Raw genomic sequence first — 13,182 nt, 5'->3', positions numbered from 1 at the left:
GAACTTGCAACGCGCCGCAGAACGAACGTCCTCGACACACCACCGAGCGACTGCGCCCCAGACGGTCGTACTGCAGACGACGCCGGTGCCTCAAGGCCGCGGCTGGTACCGTGAGCTCCGCCAACCGATGGACCACGTGGCCCTCGAGCTGGGCGGACCCGGCGAACGCGCCGGCCGGCGGACACTACACACCGGCGCTGACCTGCTCACCGACAAGCAGACCACACGCCTAAGGGCCCGCTTCGAGGCCAGGGTGTGGCGGCGGCACGAGGCGGCGATCGCTGGACATTGACCGTCCTCAGCCACGCCACTTTCGACCCGGGTCGGTCGGTCGCGTCGGTCACTGAAGCCTCAAAGCGGTGAGCGCGGTGTCGCGCGTCAGGCGAGGACCTTGTAGGTGACGACGAGGCGCACCTTGCCGATGTCGTAGTCGTTGCCGTCGCTGTAGTAGTTGGGGACGTAGATGGTGGTCTCCACCTGACGGGTGGAGCTGACGACGCCGGTGGGCGACACGGAGCCGATGGTGCGCCAGGCGTTGCTGCTGCCGGTGCTGATCTCGTGGGTGAAGGTGAAGTTGTCGGTTCCCCACCGGGTGAAGCCGGCACCGAGGTGGGAGGTGGTCAGGGAGTTGCCGTAGCTATCGACCCGCAGCGAGCTGTAGCTGAAGGCGGTGGGCAGGGTGAAGCGGTACCCGGCGCCGGCGATCTGCGAGCCGTCGTAGTAGGGGTCACAGACGTTCACCAGCCACACCCCGTATGGGTAGAAGTCCGACGCCAAGGGGTCCGCGTCGGAACAGTACGTGTCGCTGCCGCCGGCGAAGGCGAACTGGGACCCGTTCTTGGTCAGTGTCGCGGTCTTGGTGACCAGTCGCTTGCTGCTGACGATGACGGAGTACTTGGCGCTGTTGCGTCGGTTGCCGGCGGCATCCTGGGCGGTCAGGACCCAGTAATAGGTTCCCCCGCCGACCAGGGATCCGGCGTTGTTGCGGCCGTTCCACGTGATCGAGGTCCGCGCCGCGGAGCGCGTGCCGGTGACGGTGCGCACGAGGCTCCCGCCGCCGGTGCGGACCGTCATGGTCACGGTTGCGCTCTCGTTGAGGGTGAACGCCGGAGAGAAGCTGTCCCGGTAGCCGTCGGGGTAGGGGTAGAAGCTGGTGCCGTTGCCGGTGATGCTGGACATGGTCGGCGCGGCCAGGTCGACGCGCACGCCGGTCACGGCCGAGCCGCGCAGCGTCCCGGCGGTCGTGGCGCGAGTGGTGATCAGCTCGAGCTTGTACGCCCCGCTGGGCGCCCGGCTGCCGCCGTTGAGTAGGCCGTTCCAGACGAAGCTGTGGCTGCCGGCGGCGAGGGTGCCCAGGCTGGACGGACCGCGCACCACCGTCCCCGCCGCGTTGCGGACCTGGTAGCGCACGGACTCGGTGTCGGGCAGGTAGTAGGTGGCCTTGGACGTGTCGTAGCGGCCGTCGCCGTTCGGGCTGAAGACGCCGGGGCTGACCGCGGTGAACTTGGGGTGCAACGACAGGTTCTTGAAGGACACGGCGGCCGAGGCCGGTCCACCGCAGGCCCCCGCGGTGGAGCAGCTGACGGCCTGGACCGTGTGGGTGCCGTCGCTCAGGGCGCTGACGGGATACGTCAGCGCGTAGGGGGCGGTGGCGTCCAGGCCGCGGCGGACACCGTCGATGAGGAAGGCCACCGCGCCGCCGGGTGCGGTGGCGTTGAAGGTGGCGCTGCCCGACAGGGTCTGCGCCGGTTTTGGCGAGGTGACGACGGGTGCCGCGTTGGACAGGGTCACGCTGACCTGGGTCGCGGTGGTGTTGCACAGGTCCCGGTCGCTGCAGTCGACGGCCCCGATGGTGTGCGTGCCGTTGGGCAGGCCCCAGGTGGACCAGAGGGCAGTGGCCGTCCCGCCGCTGGTGGCGACCGGTGCGCCCAACGACGTGCCGTCGATGCTGAACTGCACCTTGGCGGCGGATGAGGCGGCCGAGAGCGTGACCGGGCCCGCTACCTGGGCGCCGTCGCCGGGCGCGGTCAGGGCCGGGACGGAGTCGGGACGCAGTGCGGCCATGGCGGCCCGGAAGTCCACCTGGCCGGCGCCCAGCCCCAGGCCGGTGTAGCCGTGCGCGGACCGGACGATGGCCGCGCGGACGTCAGAAGCGCTGACGCCCGGGCGCAGCGACCACAGCAGCGCCGCCTCGCCGGCCACCAGCGGGGTGGAGAAGGACGTGCCGTCAGACTTGTCGTAGCCGGGCTGGAAGAAGCTGCTTCCGGCGGCGGGTGAGGTGCTGGTGATGCCGGTGCCCGGCGCGCCGACGCTGACCCAGGATCCGTACTGGGAGAACGCCGCCCGCTGGCCAACGGCGTCGGTTGCCCCGACCGCCACCACCTGCGGGTAGGCCGCCGGGAAGTTGGGGGTCGTGGTGCCGTCGTTGCCGGCAGCGGCGACGACCAGCACGCCCTTGCCGACGGCGTAGGCGACCGCGTCGGACTCGACCTGGTCGGGGGTGGCGCTGCCGAGGCTGAGGTTGACCACGTTCGCGCCGTGGTCGGCCGCCCAGACGATGCCGGCGGCCTCCGCGTCGGACCAGATCTGCCCGGCGGAGTCGGCCACCTTCACCGCCATCACGCTGGAGCCGAAGGAGGCGCCGGCGACGCCGATGGCGTTGTCGCCGCTGGCGGCGGCGACACCGGACACGAACGTGCCGTGGCCGATCGCATCGCTGACGTCCGTGCCACCGTCGACCGCGTTGTAGACGTCGCTGACCCGACCAGCAAGGTCCGGGTGGTCAACGTCGACGCCACTGTCAACCACGGCGATACGGACTCCGGCGTCGCCACGGTGAACGTCCCAGGCACTCGGCGCACCCACGGCGTCCAGGTACGGCGCGGTGGCGGGGTACAGCTCGTCGTTCGGGACGAACGTCAGCTGCTTGCGTCCCACGATGTCGACTCGCGCGACGTCGAGGCGGTGCCGCAGCCGCGCCGCGAGGTTCTCCGCGGCCGCCTTAGGCACCTCCACCGACACGGTGCCCAACTGGCGCACCGTCCGGCGCTGCCGACCCCCCTGAGACTTCGCCGCCCGAGCCACGTCGACAAGGGACGCCGCCACTTGGCCGCCGCGGACCTTCACCGACAGCACAACCTTGCCGGTGTCGCGCTCGACCGCCAAACGACCCAACCCGCCGCCGGCTGATCCACGGCTGTCACCGCTGGGGCGCTTACCGGCCTGCTGGTGCAACTGCTGCAGCCGATCCTGCTTTAGCTGCGCCGGGCCGTTGTGGACATCGGTGGCAAAGGCCGCGGAGGCCGACGGAACCACCAGCCCAACAAGGACGACAACAGACAACACAGTTCGACCGCGCAGCAAATCCATGAAACCCCCTCAACAACCGCACTTGCCCTTCCCCGCGGGCACTGGCGGGACCTACCCGGGCAGGACAACCACGGGTCAGGCAGTTCTACCCTCACACCGGGGCAAACGTTGCCGTTTCGGAGAAAGTCGTCCATCCGCAGCACCGCCCGCGCCCTCAGCCGCCGCCCTCATGGCCGTCCGGCGATTTGAGGGTTCCGCCTGTCCTTGGCATTCAAGTCCGTCGAGGCTCCAGGTTGGGCCATCATGGTCGGACGGCCCGGCGGATTCACCCGCCGCTCATCCATAGGCGGATCAATGACCGGCACGACACAGGAGCCTCTTGTCCTCCCTTCGCGCTCGGCTGGCCGCCTCCTCAGGCGGATGGTCACGAGCAAGAAGATCTGGGCCGCCGTCGTGGCCATCCTTCTGGCCACGGCTCTTGTCCCCGCGATGGCGAAGGCACCGGTTAGCTTGGCCTTGGCAGGCGTCTTCCTGGTTCCGCTCGTCCGGCGTCTTCAAGATCCTGAGGTAGTTGCAATCGGGCAGTCCCAGCGACTGCACGACCCAGCGCAAGGGGTCGGCTTCACGGGCAGTATCGAAAGGAAGAACGGGTCGCGACCATCCCGGTGGCGTCAGGTCCGTTGCCTGATCAAGGACTCCGAGCTGCTGATCTATCCCTACTGGCAGCACCAGGGCCAGCCGGAGGTCATCTCGATCAGGGCATCCAGAATCGAGTCAGTTACCCCAAGCAGAGCCAGTGATGGGCTCAAGCCGGGCGTTCTTCGTGTCATCGACCTCAAGCTCGCGGACACAGCGTCATTGCGTCTAGCGGTCGACGCCCAGATAGCCCAGCAAGTGCGCGCAGCGCTGGAGGCCCACGCCTGACCAAGAGCACCCACATCGGCATGTCGGGATATCGCGGGATGAGGGGACGCAGGGGCTGGCACACACCGCCCTGACCCTCAGATCAAGTGGCATGGGTCGTGCCGCCCAGAGCGTCGTACAGAGTCTGCCGAGCTACCCCCAGGCGCCGGGCAATCACGGTCTTCGGCACCCCGGCGTCGATGTCCGCTCGTGCCAAGGTTACCTGCTCTGCGGTGAGCCGACGAGACCGGCCGTGGTACACGCCGCGGGCCTTGGCGGCCTCGATGCCCTCCCGCTGTCGGTCACGGATCAGCGCGCGCTCGAGCTGGGCGAAGGCGCCCATGATCTGGAGCTGGAAGACAGCCAGCGGATCCGCCTGCCCGGAAGTCTGAAAGGTGAGGCCCTCCTTCAGGAAGCGGACAGTGACGCCGCGGTCCGTGAGTCGGGTGACGAGCTGGTCGAGGTCGACCACCGATCGCGCGAGGCGGTCCATGGAGGCAATGACGATGACGTCCTGATCTCGGACGTGGTCCAACATGGCGGCCAGGGCGGGACGGGCCGCGCTGCTACCGGAAGCCTGGTCGGTGAACCAGCGGTCAGCGTCAACCCCGACTGCGGCTCGGATGGCGTTGATCTGGCGTTCTGGGTTCTGGTCCATGGTGGAGACGCGCACGTAGCCGATGACTTGTCCGGGCATGTCTATACCTCCTTGCAGATGTGTCCAACGAACGGAAGAAGTGCCCCAGACGGACGTCCGGAGCCCTGTGGCGTGATGTGTGGATGGGGTCTACCTCAGATGGACAGCACACGAGAATGACGCGACCAGGCTTCCGACATCGCCGGGGGACGGCGCTGATGTGGGTTGTCCGGAGATGATGTCCACTTGTGTGGCGTGAGGGGTCCGACCGGGCCATGGACCGCTGCTCATGCGCCGCCTACTGTCTGAGGCGTGGTAAGCGTGGGTCTGCTCGGCCCCGTCGAGGTCACCAGCAGCGGCCGGACCATGGCGGTGTCGGCCCCGATGCAGCGCGCTGTCCTGGCACGCCTGGCCGTTGCCCGCAACCATGGCGCGCACGTCAACCGGCTCACCGAGTCATTGTGGGCCGCGCCACCGAGCCAGGCCGTGAACCTTGTGCAGCAGTATGTCTCTGCCTTGCGCCGCACCCTAGGCGCAGAGTCAATCGTGACCAGTGGGCGTGGGTACCGGCTTGTCGCCGACCCTGACGGGGTGGACAGCGAGGTGTTCCGTCGGCTGCTCGCGCAGGCCCAGGGGTCTCGTAGTGCCGGCAACCATCACGCAGCTGCGGAGCTCGTCGGACAGGCGCTGGCGCTGCACCGCGGGGAGCCGCTGGCCGACCTGCCAGACTGCCCCTTCCTAGAGCCAGCTCGCGCTTCGCTCGAGGCGCTGGTGTTGAAGGCCCAGACCCTCTCGGCCGCCGTCGCCAACGACCTTGGGCACTTCGCGGCCGCGGTCGACCAAGCCAGCGCTCTGGTTGCCGACCACCCGCTAGACGAAGCCGCGGCAGTCGAGCTGATGCGCGCCCTGGTCGGCGCCGGCCGTCAGGCCGATTCACTGGCCGTCTATGACCGGGTACGGAAAACCCTCGCGCATGAACTCGGACTCGATCCGGGTCCGGCGCTTCGAGAGGCGCAGATCGCAGTCCTCACGCAGGACCCCTCCTTCGCGCCCCCCGGAGGTCAGTTGCGGGCGGCACATGCCGAAGCCCTCACCCACAGCGACCCGGTGGCCGTTGGTCCGTCCCCTCTGGCGGGACGGAACACTCTCCCCCGGAACGTTGATGAGCTTATCGGGCGGGCAGCCGACCTCCATCGGATTGAAGCGCTGCTGCAGGGGCATGCGGTTCAGCTGGTGACGTTGATTGGGCCCGGTGGTGTCGGAAAAACGAGGCTGGCCGTTGAGCTGGCCAGTCGGGCATCCCAGCGCCGAGATGTGGTCTATGTGGCCCTCGATGAGATCCGCAGCCCTGAGTTGGTCCTGCCTGCGATCGCTGCCGCGCTGCAGTTGAGGCTGTCGGGAGAGGACGATCTCGCGCTGCGCGTCGGAGCCGCTCTGCGCCGGCGCGACGTCCTGCTGGTTTTGGACAACTTTGAGCATGTCATCCTGGCGGCACCTGCGCTGGCCTCGGTGCTGACTCACTCGGGCACCAGCATGCAGATCCTCGTCACCAGTCGGGAGTCGCTGCGTATCCGGGGCGAACACGTGTACCGGGTGGACCCGCTGCCGACTGTGCCAGAGCCTGACAGCGCGGAACCAGCCCCCGCAGTCGCCTTGTTTCTCAACCGTGCCGCGGCGGCAGGCCGCGACTACGGCGCGGACCAGCACAGACCAGCGATAGTGGGCATCTGTGAGCGACTCGACGGGCTGCCTTTGGCGATCGAGCTGGCCGCTGCCCGAACCAACGTGCTAGACCCGGTGAGCATCCTCGAGCGGTTGGGTCAGCGGCTGAGTCTGCTGACTGTCGGCGTGCGCGACGCCCCCGATAGGCAGCGGTCCCTGCGGGCATGCTTGGAGTGGAGCGTTAGTCTTATCACCGACCAGGAGCGACTGCTGCTGGCCATCGCCTCGGTATTCCATGCCGGCGCCGGAATCGACTCGCTCGAAGCGGTCGCGCGAGCGATCAGCCCCGAGCTTGACGTCCTCTCCTTGGCGGACTCCCTTGTCGCGAAGAATCTTCTTGTGGGAGTCGATGAAGGTAAGAACCGCCGTATCACCCTGCTTGAAACGATTCGCGAGTACGCTGGCGAGCTCCTGGGTGCGCTGGGGTTTCGCGCAGCTGCTGAGCTGGCTCATGCGGACTACTACTACAGGCTGCTCAGAACCGATCTTGCACGACCGACCAGACCCCCGCGTGACGAGGCCGAATCGAGGCTGTTCGCCACGGAGGTCGGGAACGCGCGTGCGGCCCTCGGCGCGTTGTCGCGGATCGGGGACAATGAGCGTGCCGCCACCCTTCTCTGCAGCATGTCGCTCTATCTGATCAGCACCGGATCCGGCGCCGAGTTTGAGACGTTGGCCGCGCCGCTGGTGACGGACGCGGCGTTAGTAGACCCGGTTAGACGGGCCGAACTCCGTGTCTGGTCTAGCCGCAGCGCAACCGGCCGAGGCGACCATGCCCTAGCCATGGAACAGCTGCAGCAGGCCCTCCCCCTGGTCTCGGCCGACTCCTCGCATCCGGATCCGATGGTGGAAGCGATCGTCCACCTGTACCTGGCCGATGCGGCAGAACGTCGAGGCGATGCTAGGGCCAGAAGCCAAGAGCTGGAACGTGCCCGCAGCGCTGCTCAAGAGAGCGACTCCGAGGAACTGCCGATCTTCATAAGTCTGTGGGGTGACGGCCCGGAGACGAGCGGCGACATTGTTGCCGTCGTCGAAGACAGCCTCAACACCACGCGCCGAATCGGGAACCTGTCCCTCGAGGGATACGTGTTGTCAATGGGAAGCGAGCTCGCACTGGCCTCATACGACCCCACGGTCCTGGCTAAGGCTGAGCCATGGGCCCGTCGGGCATACGCCGTTGCTGCACGTCTCGACGATCCCGAGAACCAGGCATGGGCGCTGGGAAACCTCGGCGCAGCGATGCTGCTCACCGGAAGCATGCCTGAATCAGCAGCAGCCAGTCTTCGTGAGTCCATTGCACTGGCCAGGAAGATCGGCGACCACGAGATGCAGGTGGAGAGTCTGCTGCGGCTCGCGGCCGTGGAGCGAAGCCGAGGCAACATGCCCATCGCGGCCGCACTCTACCGCGCATGGCAGTCGGTCGGCGACACTGATGAGCGCGCCCTGACACCGTCGAATCAGCGGATTTGGCACACGTTCCTGCGGGACCTGTCGGGCGGCGACCAGGACGCCCAGGGCACTGGGATGAGCATCCCCCGCACTCTCGCCGATGCTGTCGCAATGGCACTCCGTGACCATCCCATTCGGACGCAGGCCAGCGGCGGCAATTCGGCGCGCACGCCGCACGAGCCAGCGTGACATCGTACCTGAGCCGACCTCATTGGCGGCCGCAGTTCACCACCTCGCTGGCGAGGGCGTGGACCTCAGCGTTGCCGGCGCCGGCCCCTCAAAGGTTTCGGAACCGCGCTGGAGCGCCCCTAACGCCTCACGCTACCGCTGTCGGCGGCGGCTGCTACGGCCTGCGCACGTCGATGCGCAGCACCACATGGACGGCCACGCGGCGGCAATGAAGCCCCCTGGTGCGGCCAGTCCGTCCCGCCCGAGTGGACCTCGACCGACCCCCCTCGGGGCGCCGCAAGAGAAGCGGACCTCGCCGCGGAGCACCGCCCGCCCCGGGAGTTCTGCCGCTCTTGTCCGGGGCGTGCGGTGGCACCGGTCACTGACCGAACAGCCGACCCGCAGGGACTGCCGAGCACACGCCACCCAGGCAGGACCCGCCGACGGTGTTGGTGCTGTACTTGGGCACCGTGCAGTGCCAGTCCCAGTACAGCGTGGGCAGCCACCACGCGGTGTGTGCCCAGGTGATGTATGTCCAGTCGTGGGTCTGTGACATGACGTACCCGCTGGCGAAGAACATTTTCACGGCGACCTCGGTGCCCGGCGGGAAGGACCGGTAGAAGGACCCCGCGGAGTAGCCAGTCACCGAGTCCGTCCACTCGAGTCCGTAGGGGTTGCCCCGGTAGGTGTCGCCGTTCTTCAACTGATGCTCGTATGCGACGTGTTGCCACCCGTAGCCGTTGTGGTAGTCCGCGAACCACTCGAACATCGCCCAGTCCTGCACCCCGTCCGTGACGATGGCCTTGTTCTGCGCCTCGATGATGGGCAGGTCCACTCGGACCGAGGTGCCTCCCGCGCTGGCTGGGCACGTGAGAGAGGCGTTGACGACGAGCCAGTTCGGCGGGCCGACGTAGATCGGTGTCGCACTGGCCGGGATCGCCGCGTACATCAGCAGGGCCAGCGCCATGGCGATGGTGGTTGCTGATGCGGCCACCCGCCTTGCTCGCTTCATCGACTTCCTCCCTCCCGCCGCCGACAGTGACGTGGTGGCCACTCCCGCGGGCGCGCCCCGGATGGTACGGCGTGTGTGCGTGTGCCTCATTTCCCTTGCCCTTCTCCTCGGAGTCCGACTGGGTCGGATCACCACCTACCGTCCCGAGAAGGGCTGTAATCCCGCTTTAGGACTGCTGAAGCGGCCATGGGATCTGCTGCGCCGCCAGGCCCCCCGGGAGCTTCGCCTCCCTCTAGGCTTCCGATCATCTGCTCACCGGCCGGAACCAAGCCGCCCGAGCCGCTCATATTGTCAGCCCCCTGGGCCGACCCATGCCTCGAGCCCGGACCCGGGCTCCAACGATCCAGCCCTCCCCCTCGCGCACATGGCGACGCGGCGGCACACGGAGTTTGTACCTGGGTCGGGCTGGGTCTGAGGGCTTGACAGCCGCTCCGTGAGAGGGTCGAGCCATGACGACGCTCACGGGCGCTACGGCCCAGGTAAGAGACGCCGCGGCCACGCTGACCTATGAGACGGACGGCCCGCTTCCTGAGCAGGGGTATTGGACGCTCTCCACGACCTTCATCGACGGCCCAGATGGACCCATTGTCCAGCTCGGCTTCAAGATGGTCGACGGCGCCCTTGCCGCCGTGTTTGCCTTTGACCACGTCTCGGTCGGACAGCGCAATTACGACGGCGTCGCACCGCAGGTCAGCGGGCAGCTCCGCCGCAGCGCCACCGTTATCGAGGCAGGGTTCGCCTGGAACTAAGCCCCGGCTCAACCTGGCCTTCCTGGCCCTGACCGCAGTCCTGCTGGTCCGGTTCGTGCGCACCGGGGTATCCCGATGCCGACGATGATGGGCGGGGCGCCACCAACGGCCGGCGCCGGAACCGGCCACAGCGAACATCACGATTGAGTCCGCATCCCGAACCCGTTCGCGGTGGCCCTGCCCGCGCCACGGCCCGCAGAAGGAGGCCTGGGCAGGCGGGACAACGTCGGGCGGTGCGTTGGTCGGGGACATTCCGAACTGCTCACGCCGATCCACCGTCCCCGGGGGGCCTTGACGTGTAGAGGACTACACGGCGCGATTGGCCTGTCACCGCCGGACACCCCGTGCGCCGGGCGACGTACCGGGGTGCCCCGCCCCCGAACGGCAGCGAAACGGCCACGGCGCGGGTGCATACTCCAGGAATGGCAGGGTGCTGCGACCCGCGCGGGTGCGACGGCGTGTTCGGGAACCGGTTCGCCCGGCGCGTGGCGTCGCGGTACCGCAAGCGCGGCCTTGGCGGCACCGAGCAGCGGATAGTGGACTTCCTTGTCGCTCGCGACATCATGGGCGCCAGCGTCCTCGAGATCGGTGGCGGGGTTGGCGAGCTTCACCTTGAGCTCCTGCGCCGCGGGGCTGCGCGCGCCACGAACCTAGAGCTCGTCGCCGCGTACGACGCGGCCGCCAACGAGCTCTCGTCCGAGGCCGGCGTGGGCGACCGCATCACACGACGCATCCTGGACATTGCGGCCACCCCGGGGCAGGTCGAGCCAGCCGACGTCGTCGTGATGCACCGGGTGGTGTGCTGCTACCCGGACTTCGAGAGGCTGCTCGGTGCCGCCGCCGACCACGCGAGGCGCCTGCTGGTGTTCAGCCACCCCCCGCGCAACGCCGCCAGCCGACTCGTGCTGGCCGCGCAGAACACGGCATTTCGGGTCAGCGGCAAAACGTTCAGGACCTTCGCGCATCCGCCGGGGCAGATGCTTGCCGTACTGGGCGCGTACGGCCTGAGCCCGGTGTACGCCCACCAGGGCCTCGTGTGGCGCGTTGCCGGTCTGGAGCGAACGTCCGCCTGACTGCGAACGGAGGCGGGCCGGGGCGTGCCGCGGTGGCTTGCGGGCGCCAACCGTTGGTCTGCCGGGGATCTGGCATGTCCGTCCGGGTCTAGTGCCCCGTTGTGCCTTTCCCGTCAAGGTCTCGATCACGTTGCCGTGGAAGTCACCCTGGGTATTCGTGCGGATCTGGATCTGACCGAGGCCGGTGACGTCGGAGATGGCGTTGAAGCCGAAGGATGTCCGTCCGACCCCGTTGGACAGCCAGACGCGGCCGGTCACCTTGAACTGGGCCGGCGAGACGGTGACGATCGTGCTCGAGGTCGTCTTGCAGGGGCTGTAGTAAGCATCACCTGCAAGCGAGCCGTCGATTGCGTAGACGCTGGGCGGCAGCGGCTGGTCACCGGGCAAAGGACCTACAGCTACCCACAAGGTCTCGCCTGACCCCCGACACCGCGGTCGCCGCGAAGCGGCATGGTCAGGTTCGTGGAGATTGGGCAGGTCAAGGCAAGGCCCGTTCCGAGACTGCCTGACGAGCTCGCGGTCTCGCGGAGCGCAAGGCCGGCGGTGCCCCTGTCCCCTCGTCGGCGAGGGGAAGACGCTGGTCTAGGTTGTCGGCTTGCTGAGGGCTCTGTAGAGGGAGGCACGGCTGACGCCGACCACTCGAGCGATGGTCGCCCCGTCGTGCTGACCGCTTTCGTACATGGTTCGTGCGGCCGCGAGCTTCTCGCTGGTCCAGACTGTGGGGCGACCGCCCGTCCGGCCCCGGGCCCTGGCGGCGGCCAGGCCAGCCGTGGTCCGTTCCCGGATCAGGTCGCGCTCGAACTCCGCGAGTGCGCCAAAGACATGGAAGATCAGCCGCCCGCCCGGAGTGGAGGTGTCCATGTTCTCGGTGAGGCTGCGCAGGGCGACGCCTTGAACCTCCAGCTTTTGCACGGTGTCGACGAGGTGCCGCAGGCTTCGCCCCAGCCGGTCCAGCCGCCACACGACGACGGTGTCCCGCGGCCGCATGTGTGCCAGGAGAGCATCAAGAGCTGGGCGCTGCTCGAGCCTGCCCGACGCCTGGTCGACGAAGATGCGGGCGCAGCGGCGATCAGCCGTGATGCCCAGCTGGTGCTGGTTCCCGCTCCGGGACGCTGGTGCTCTCCGGGGCGGGCGGCCGTGCGGGCAACCGCAGCCGCTTGAGCATCAACGCGTTGACGGCGACGATCACGCTCGAGCCCGACATCGACAGTGCCGCGATCTCCGGCCGGAGCACGATCCCGAGCGAGGGCTCGAACACGCCGGCCGCAATCGGCAGGGCGATCACGTTGTAGCCGACCGCCCAGCCCAAGTTCTGGCGGCCTTCTCCGACGCGTACGTGGTCATGCTGACCGCGAGAACCGACGAGGTCGACACCCTCATCGGGCTCTCGGTCGGCGCCGACGACTACATGACCAAGCCCTTCAGCCCTCGCGAGCTGGTGGCCCGGCTCCGAGCCATGCTGCGCCGACCCCGACCCCTGGGCGGCACGCCAGAAAGTCCCGAGCTGCGAGCCTTCGGGCCGCTGGCGCTCGACCCTGTCGGCAGGGACGCGTGGCTTGATGGCGAGCCGGTGCCGCTGACCCGTACCGAGTTTGACGTGCTCGCCGTCCTGTCCGAACGGCCGCGGATGGCGTTCAGCCGCCGCCAGCTGATCGACCAGGTGTGGGGCCAGACCTGGGTCGGAGACGAACACCTCGTCGACGTCCACATCGGCCATCTTCGGCGCAAGCTCGGCGACGACGCAGGAGCCGCCCGGTTCATCCGGACGGTACGAGGCATCGGCTACCGGATGGGCACCGGCGAATGACACCGGCCCTCACCGGGGCGCATCGCCCCCGCACGGCGGGCTTGGCGCCGCGGCTACTGGTAGCCCAGGCACTCGTGCTCGTCGCGGGTGCGGCAACGACATGGCTGGTCGCCTCCGCCGTGGGACCAGGCATCTTCCACGACCACCTCCGGCAGGCCGGCATCGGGCACACCTCGAGCGAGGCCGCCCGCGTCGAGGAGGCGTTCGGATCCGCCCTGCTCATCGCACTGGGAGTCGCGCTCACCGCATCGGTGCTCCTGGCCCTGGCGGTGACTCTCTTCAGGTCGGCGTGGACCTGTTCGATGACCGCGTGGCCGCGGTGGGTCTTGTCCGCGGCCACGGCGTCCAGCACG

Annotated in this window: 10 protein-coding genes and 1 pseudogene; 6 read left to right on the top strand and 5 right to left on the bottom strand. The window is 68.4% G+C overall.

The annotated features are described in order from the left end of the window. Positions 1-378 precede the first annotated feature (378 nt). Entirely contained in the window at positions 379-3,165 is a 2,787-nt protein-coding gene (locus tag PHA84_RS19940) for a S8 family serine peptidase (protein WP_270889891.1), read from the bottom strand. A 564-nt stretch (positions 3,166-3,729) separates the two neighbouring features. On the opposite strand from PHA84_RS19940, the gene PHA84_RS19935 reads away from it, so the two are divergent. Then, complete coding sequence (locus tag PHA84_RS19935; RefSeq protein WP_270889890.1) at positions 3,730-4,233, top strand: hypothetical protein; 504 nt, start codon at positions 3,730-3,732, stop codon at positions 4,231-4,233. A gap of 82 nt (positions 4,234-4,315) precedes the next feature. On the opposite strand, the gene PHA84_RS19930 is transcribed toward PHA84_RS19935, so the two are convergent. Beyond that, positions 4,316-4,909: a recombinase family protein gene (locus PHA84_RS19930; RefSeq protein WP_270889889.1), complete on the bottom strand. Its 594-nt coding sequence runs from the start codon at positions 4,907-4,909 to the stop codon at positions 4,316-4,318. A 261-nt stretch (positions 4,910-5,170) separates the two neighbouring features. On the opposite strand from PHA84_RS19930, the gene PHA84_RS19925 reads away from it, so the two are divergent. Then, on the top strand, positions 5,171-8,209 hold the full coding sequence (locus PHA84_RS19925; protein WP_270889888.1) for an AfsR/SARP family transcriptional regulator: 3,039 nt from the start codon (positions 5,171-5,173) through the stop codon (positions 8,207-8,209). Positions 8,210-8,567: 358 nt separating this feature from the next. On the opposite strand, the gene PHA84_RS19920 is transcribed toward PHA84_RS19925, so the two are convergent. Beyond that, positions 8,568-9,200: a hypothetical protein gene (locus tag PHA84_RS19920; RefSeq protein ID WP_270889887.1), complete on the bottom strand. Its 633-nt coding sequence runs from the start codon at positions 9,198-9,200 to the stop codon at positions 8,568-8,570. A 449-nt stretch (positions 9,201-9,649) separates the two neighbouring features. Here PHA84_RS19920 and PHA84_RS19915 point away from each other — a divergent pair, with 449 nt between their 5' ends. Continuing rightward, positions 9,650-9,949, top strand: a complete 300-nt coding sequence (locus PHA84_RS19915; RefSeq protein WP_270889886.1) for a hypothetical protein — start codon at positions 9,650-9,652, stop codon at positions 9,947-9,949. A 422-nt stretch (positions 9,950-10,371) separates the two neighbouring features. After that, positions 10,372-11,022 carry a class I SAM-dependent methyltransferase gene (locus PHA84_RS19910; RefSeq protein WP_270889885.1) on the top strand — a complete coding sequence of 217 codons (651 nt, stop codon included), beginning with the start codon at positions 10,372-10,374 and terminating at the stop codon, positions 11,020-11,022. A gap of 582 nt (positions 11,023-11,604) precedes the next feature. On the opposite strand, the gene PHA84_RS19905 is transcribed toward PHA84_RS19910, so the two are convergent. Next, positions 11,605-12,102 carry a recombinase family protein gene (locus PHA84_RS19905; RefSeq protein ID WP_442952949.1) on the bottom strand — a complete coding sequence of 166 codons (498 nt, stop codon included), beginning with the start codon at positions 12,100-12,102 and terminating at the stop codon, positions 11,605-11,607. Beyond that, entirely contained in the window at positions 12,092-12,331 is a 240-nt protein-coding gene (locus tag PHA84_RS19900) for a hypothetical protein (RefSeq protein ID WP_270889923.1), read from the bottom strand. Before PHA84_RS19900 ends, PHA84_RS19905 begins: the two co-directional genes overlap by 11 nt. Positions 12,332-12,478: 147 nt before the next feature. Here PHA84_RS19900 and PHA84_RS19895 point away from each other — a divergent pair, with 147 nt between their 5' ends. Continuing rightward, positions 12,479-12,829, top strand: coding sequence for a winged helix-turn-helix domain-containing protein (locus PHA84_RS19895; RefSeq protein WP_442952948.1), 351 nt, complete (start codon positions 12,479-12,481; stop codon positions 12,827-12,829). Then, positions 12,826-13,182, top strand: a pseudogene (locus tag PHA84_RS19890) (hypothetical protein); the annotation flags it as partial. The gene PHA84_RS19895 and the pseudogene PHA84_RS19890, both read left to right, overlap by 4 nt.

The organism is Pedococcus sp. 5OH_020, assembly GCF_027812955.1.
GTDB lineage: Bacteria > Actinomycetota > Actinomycetes > Actinomycetales > Dermatophilaceae > Pedococcus.
This window is presented reverse-complemented; position numbering and strand designations above follow the sequence as displayed.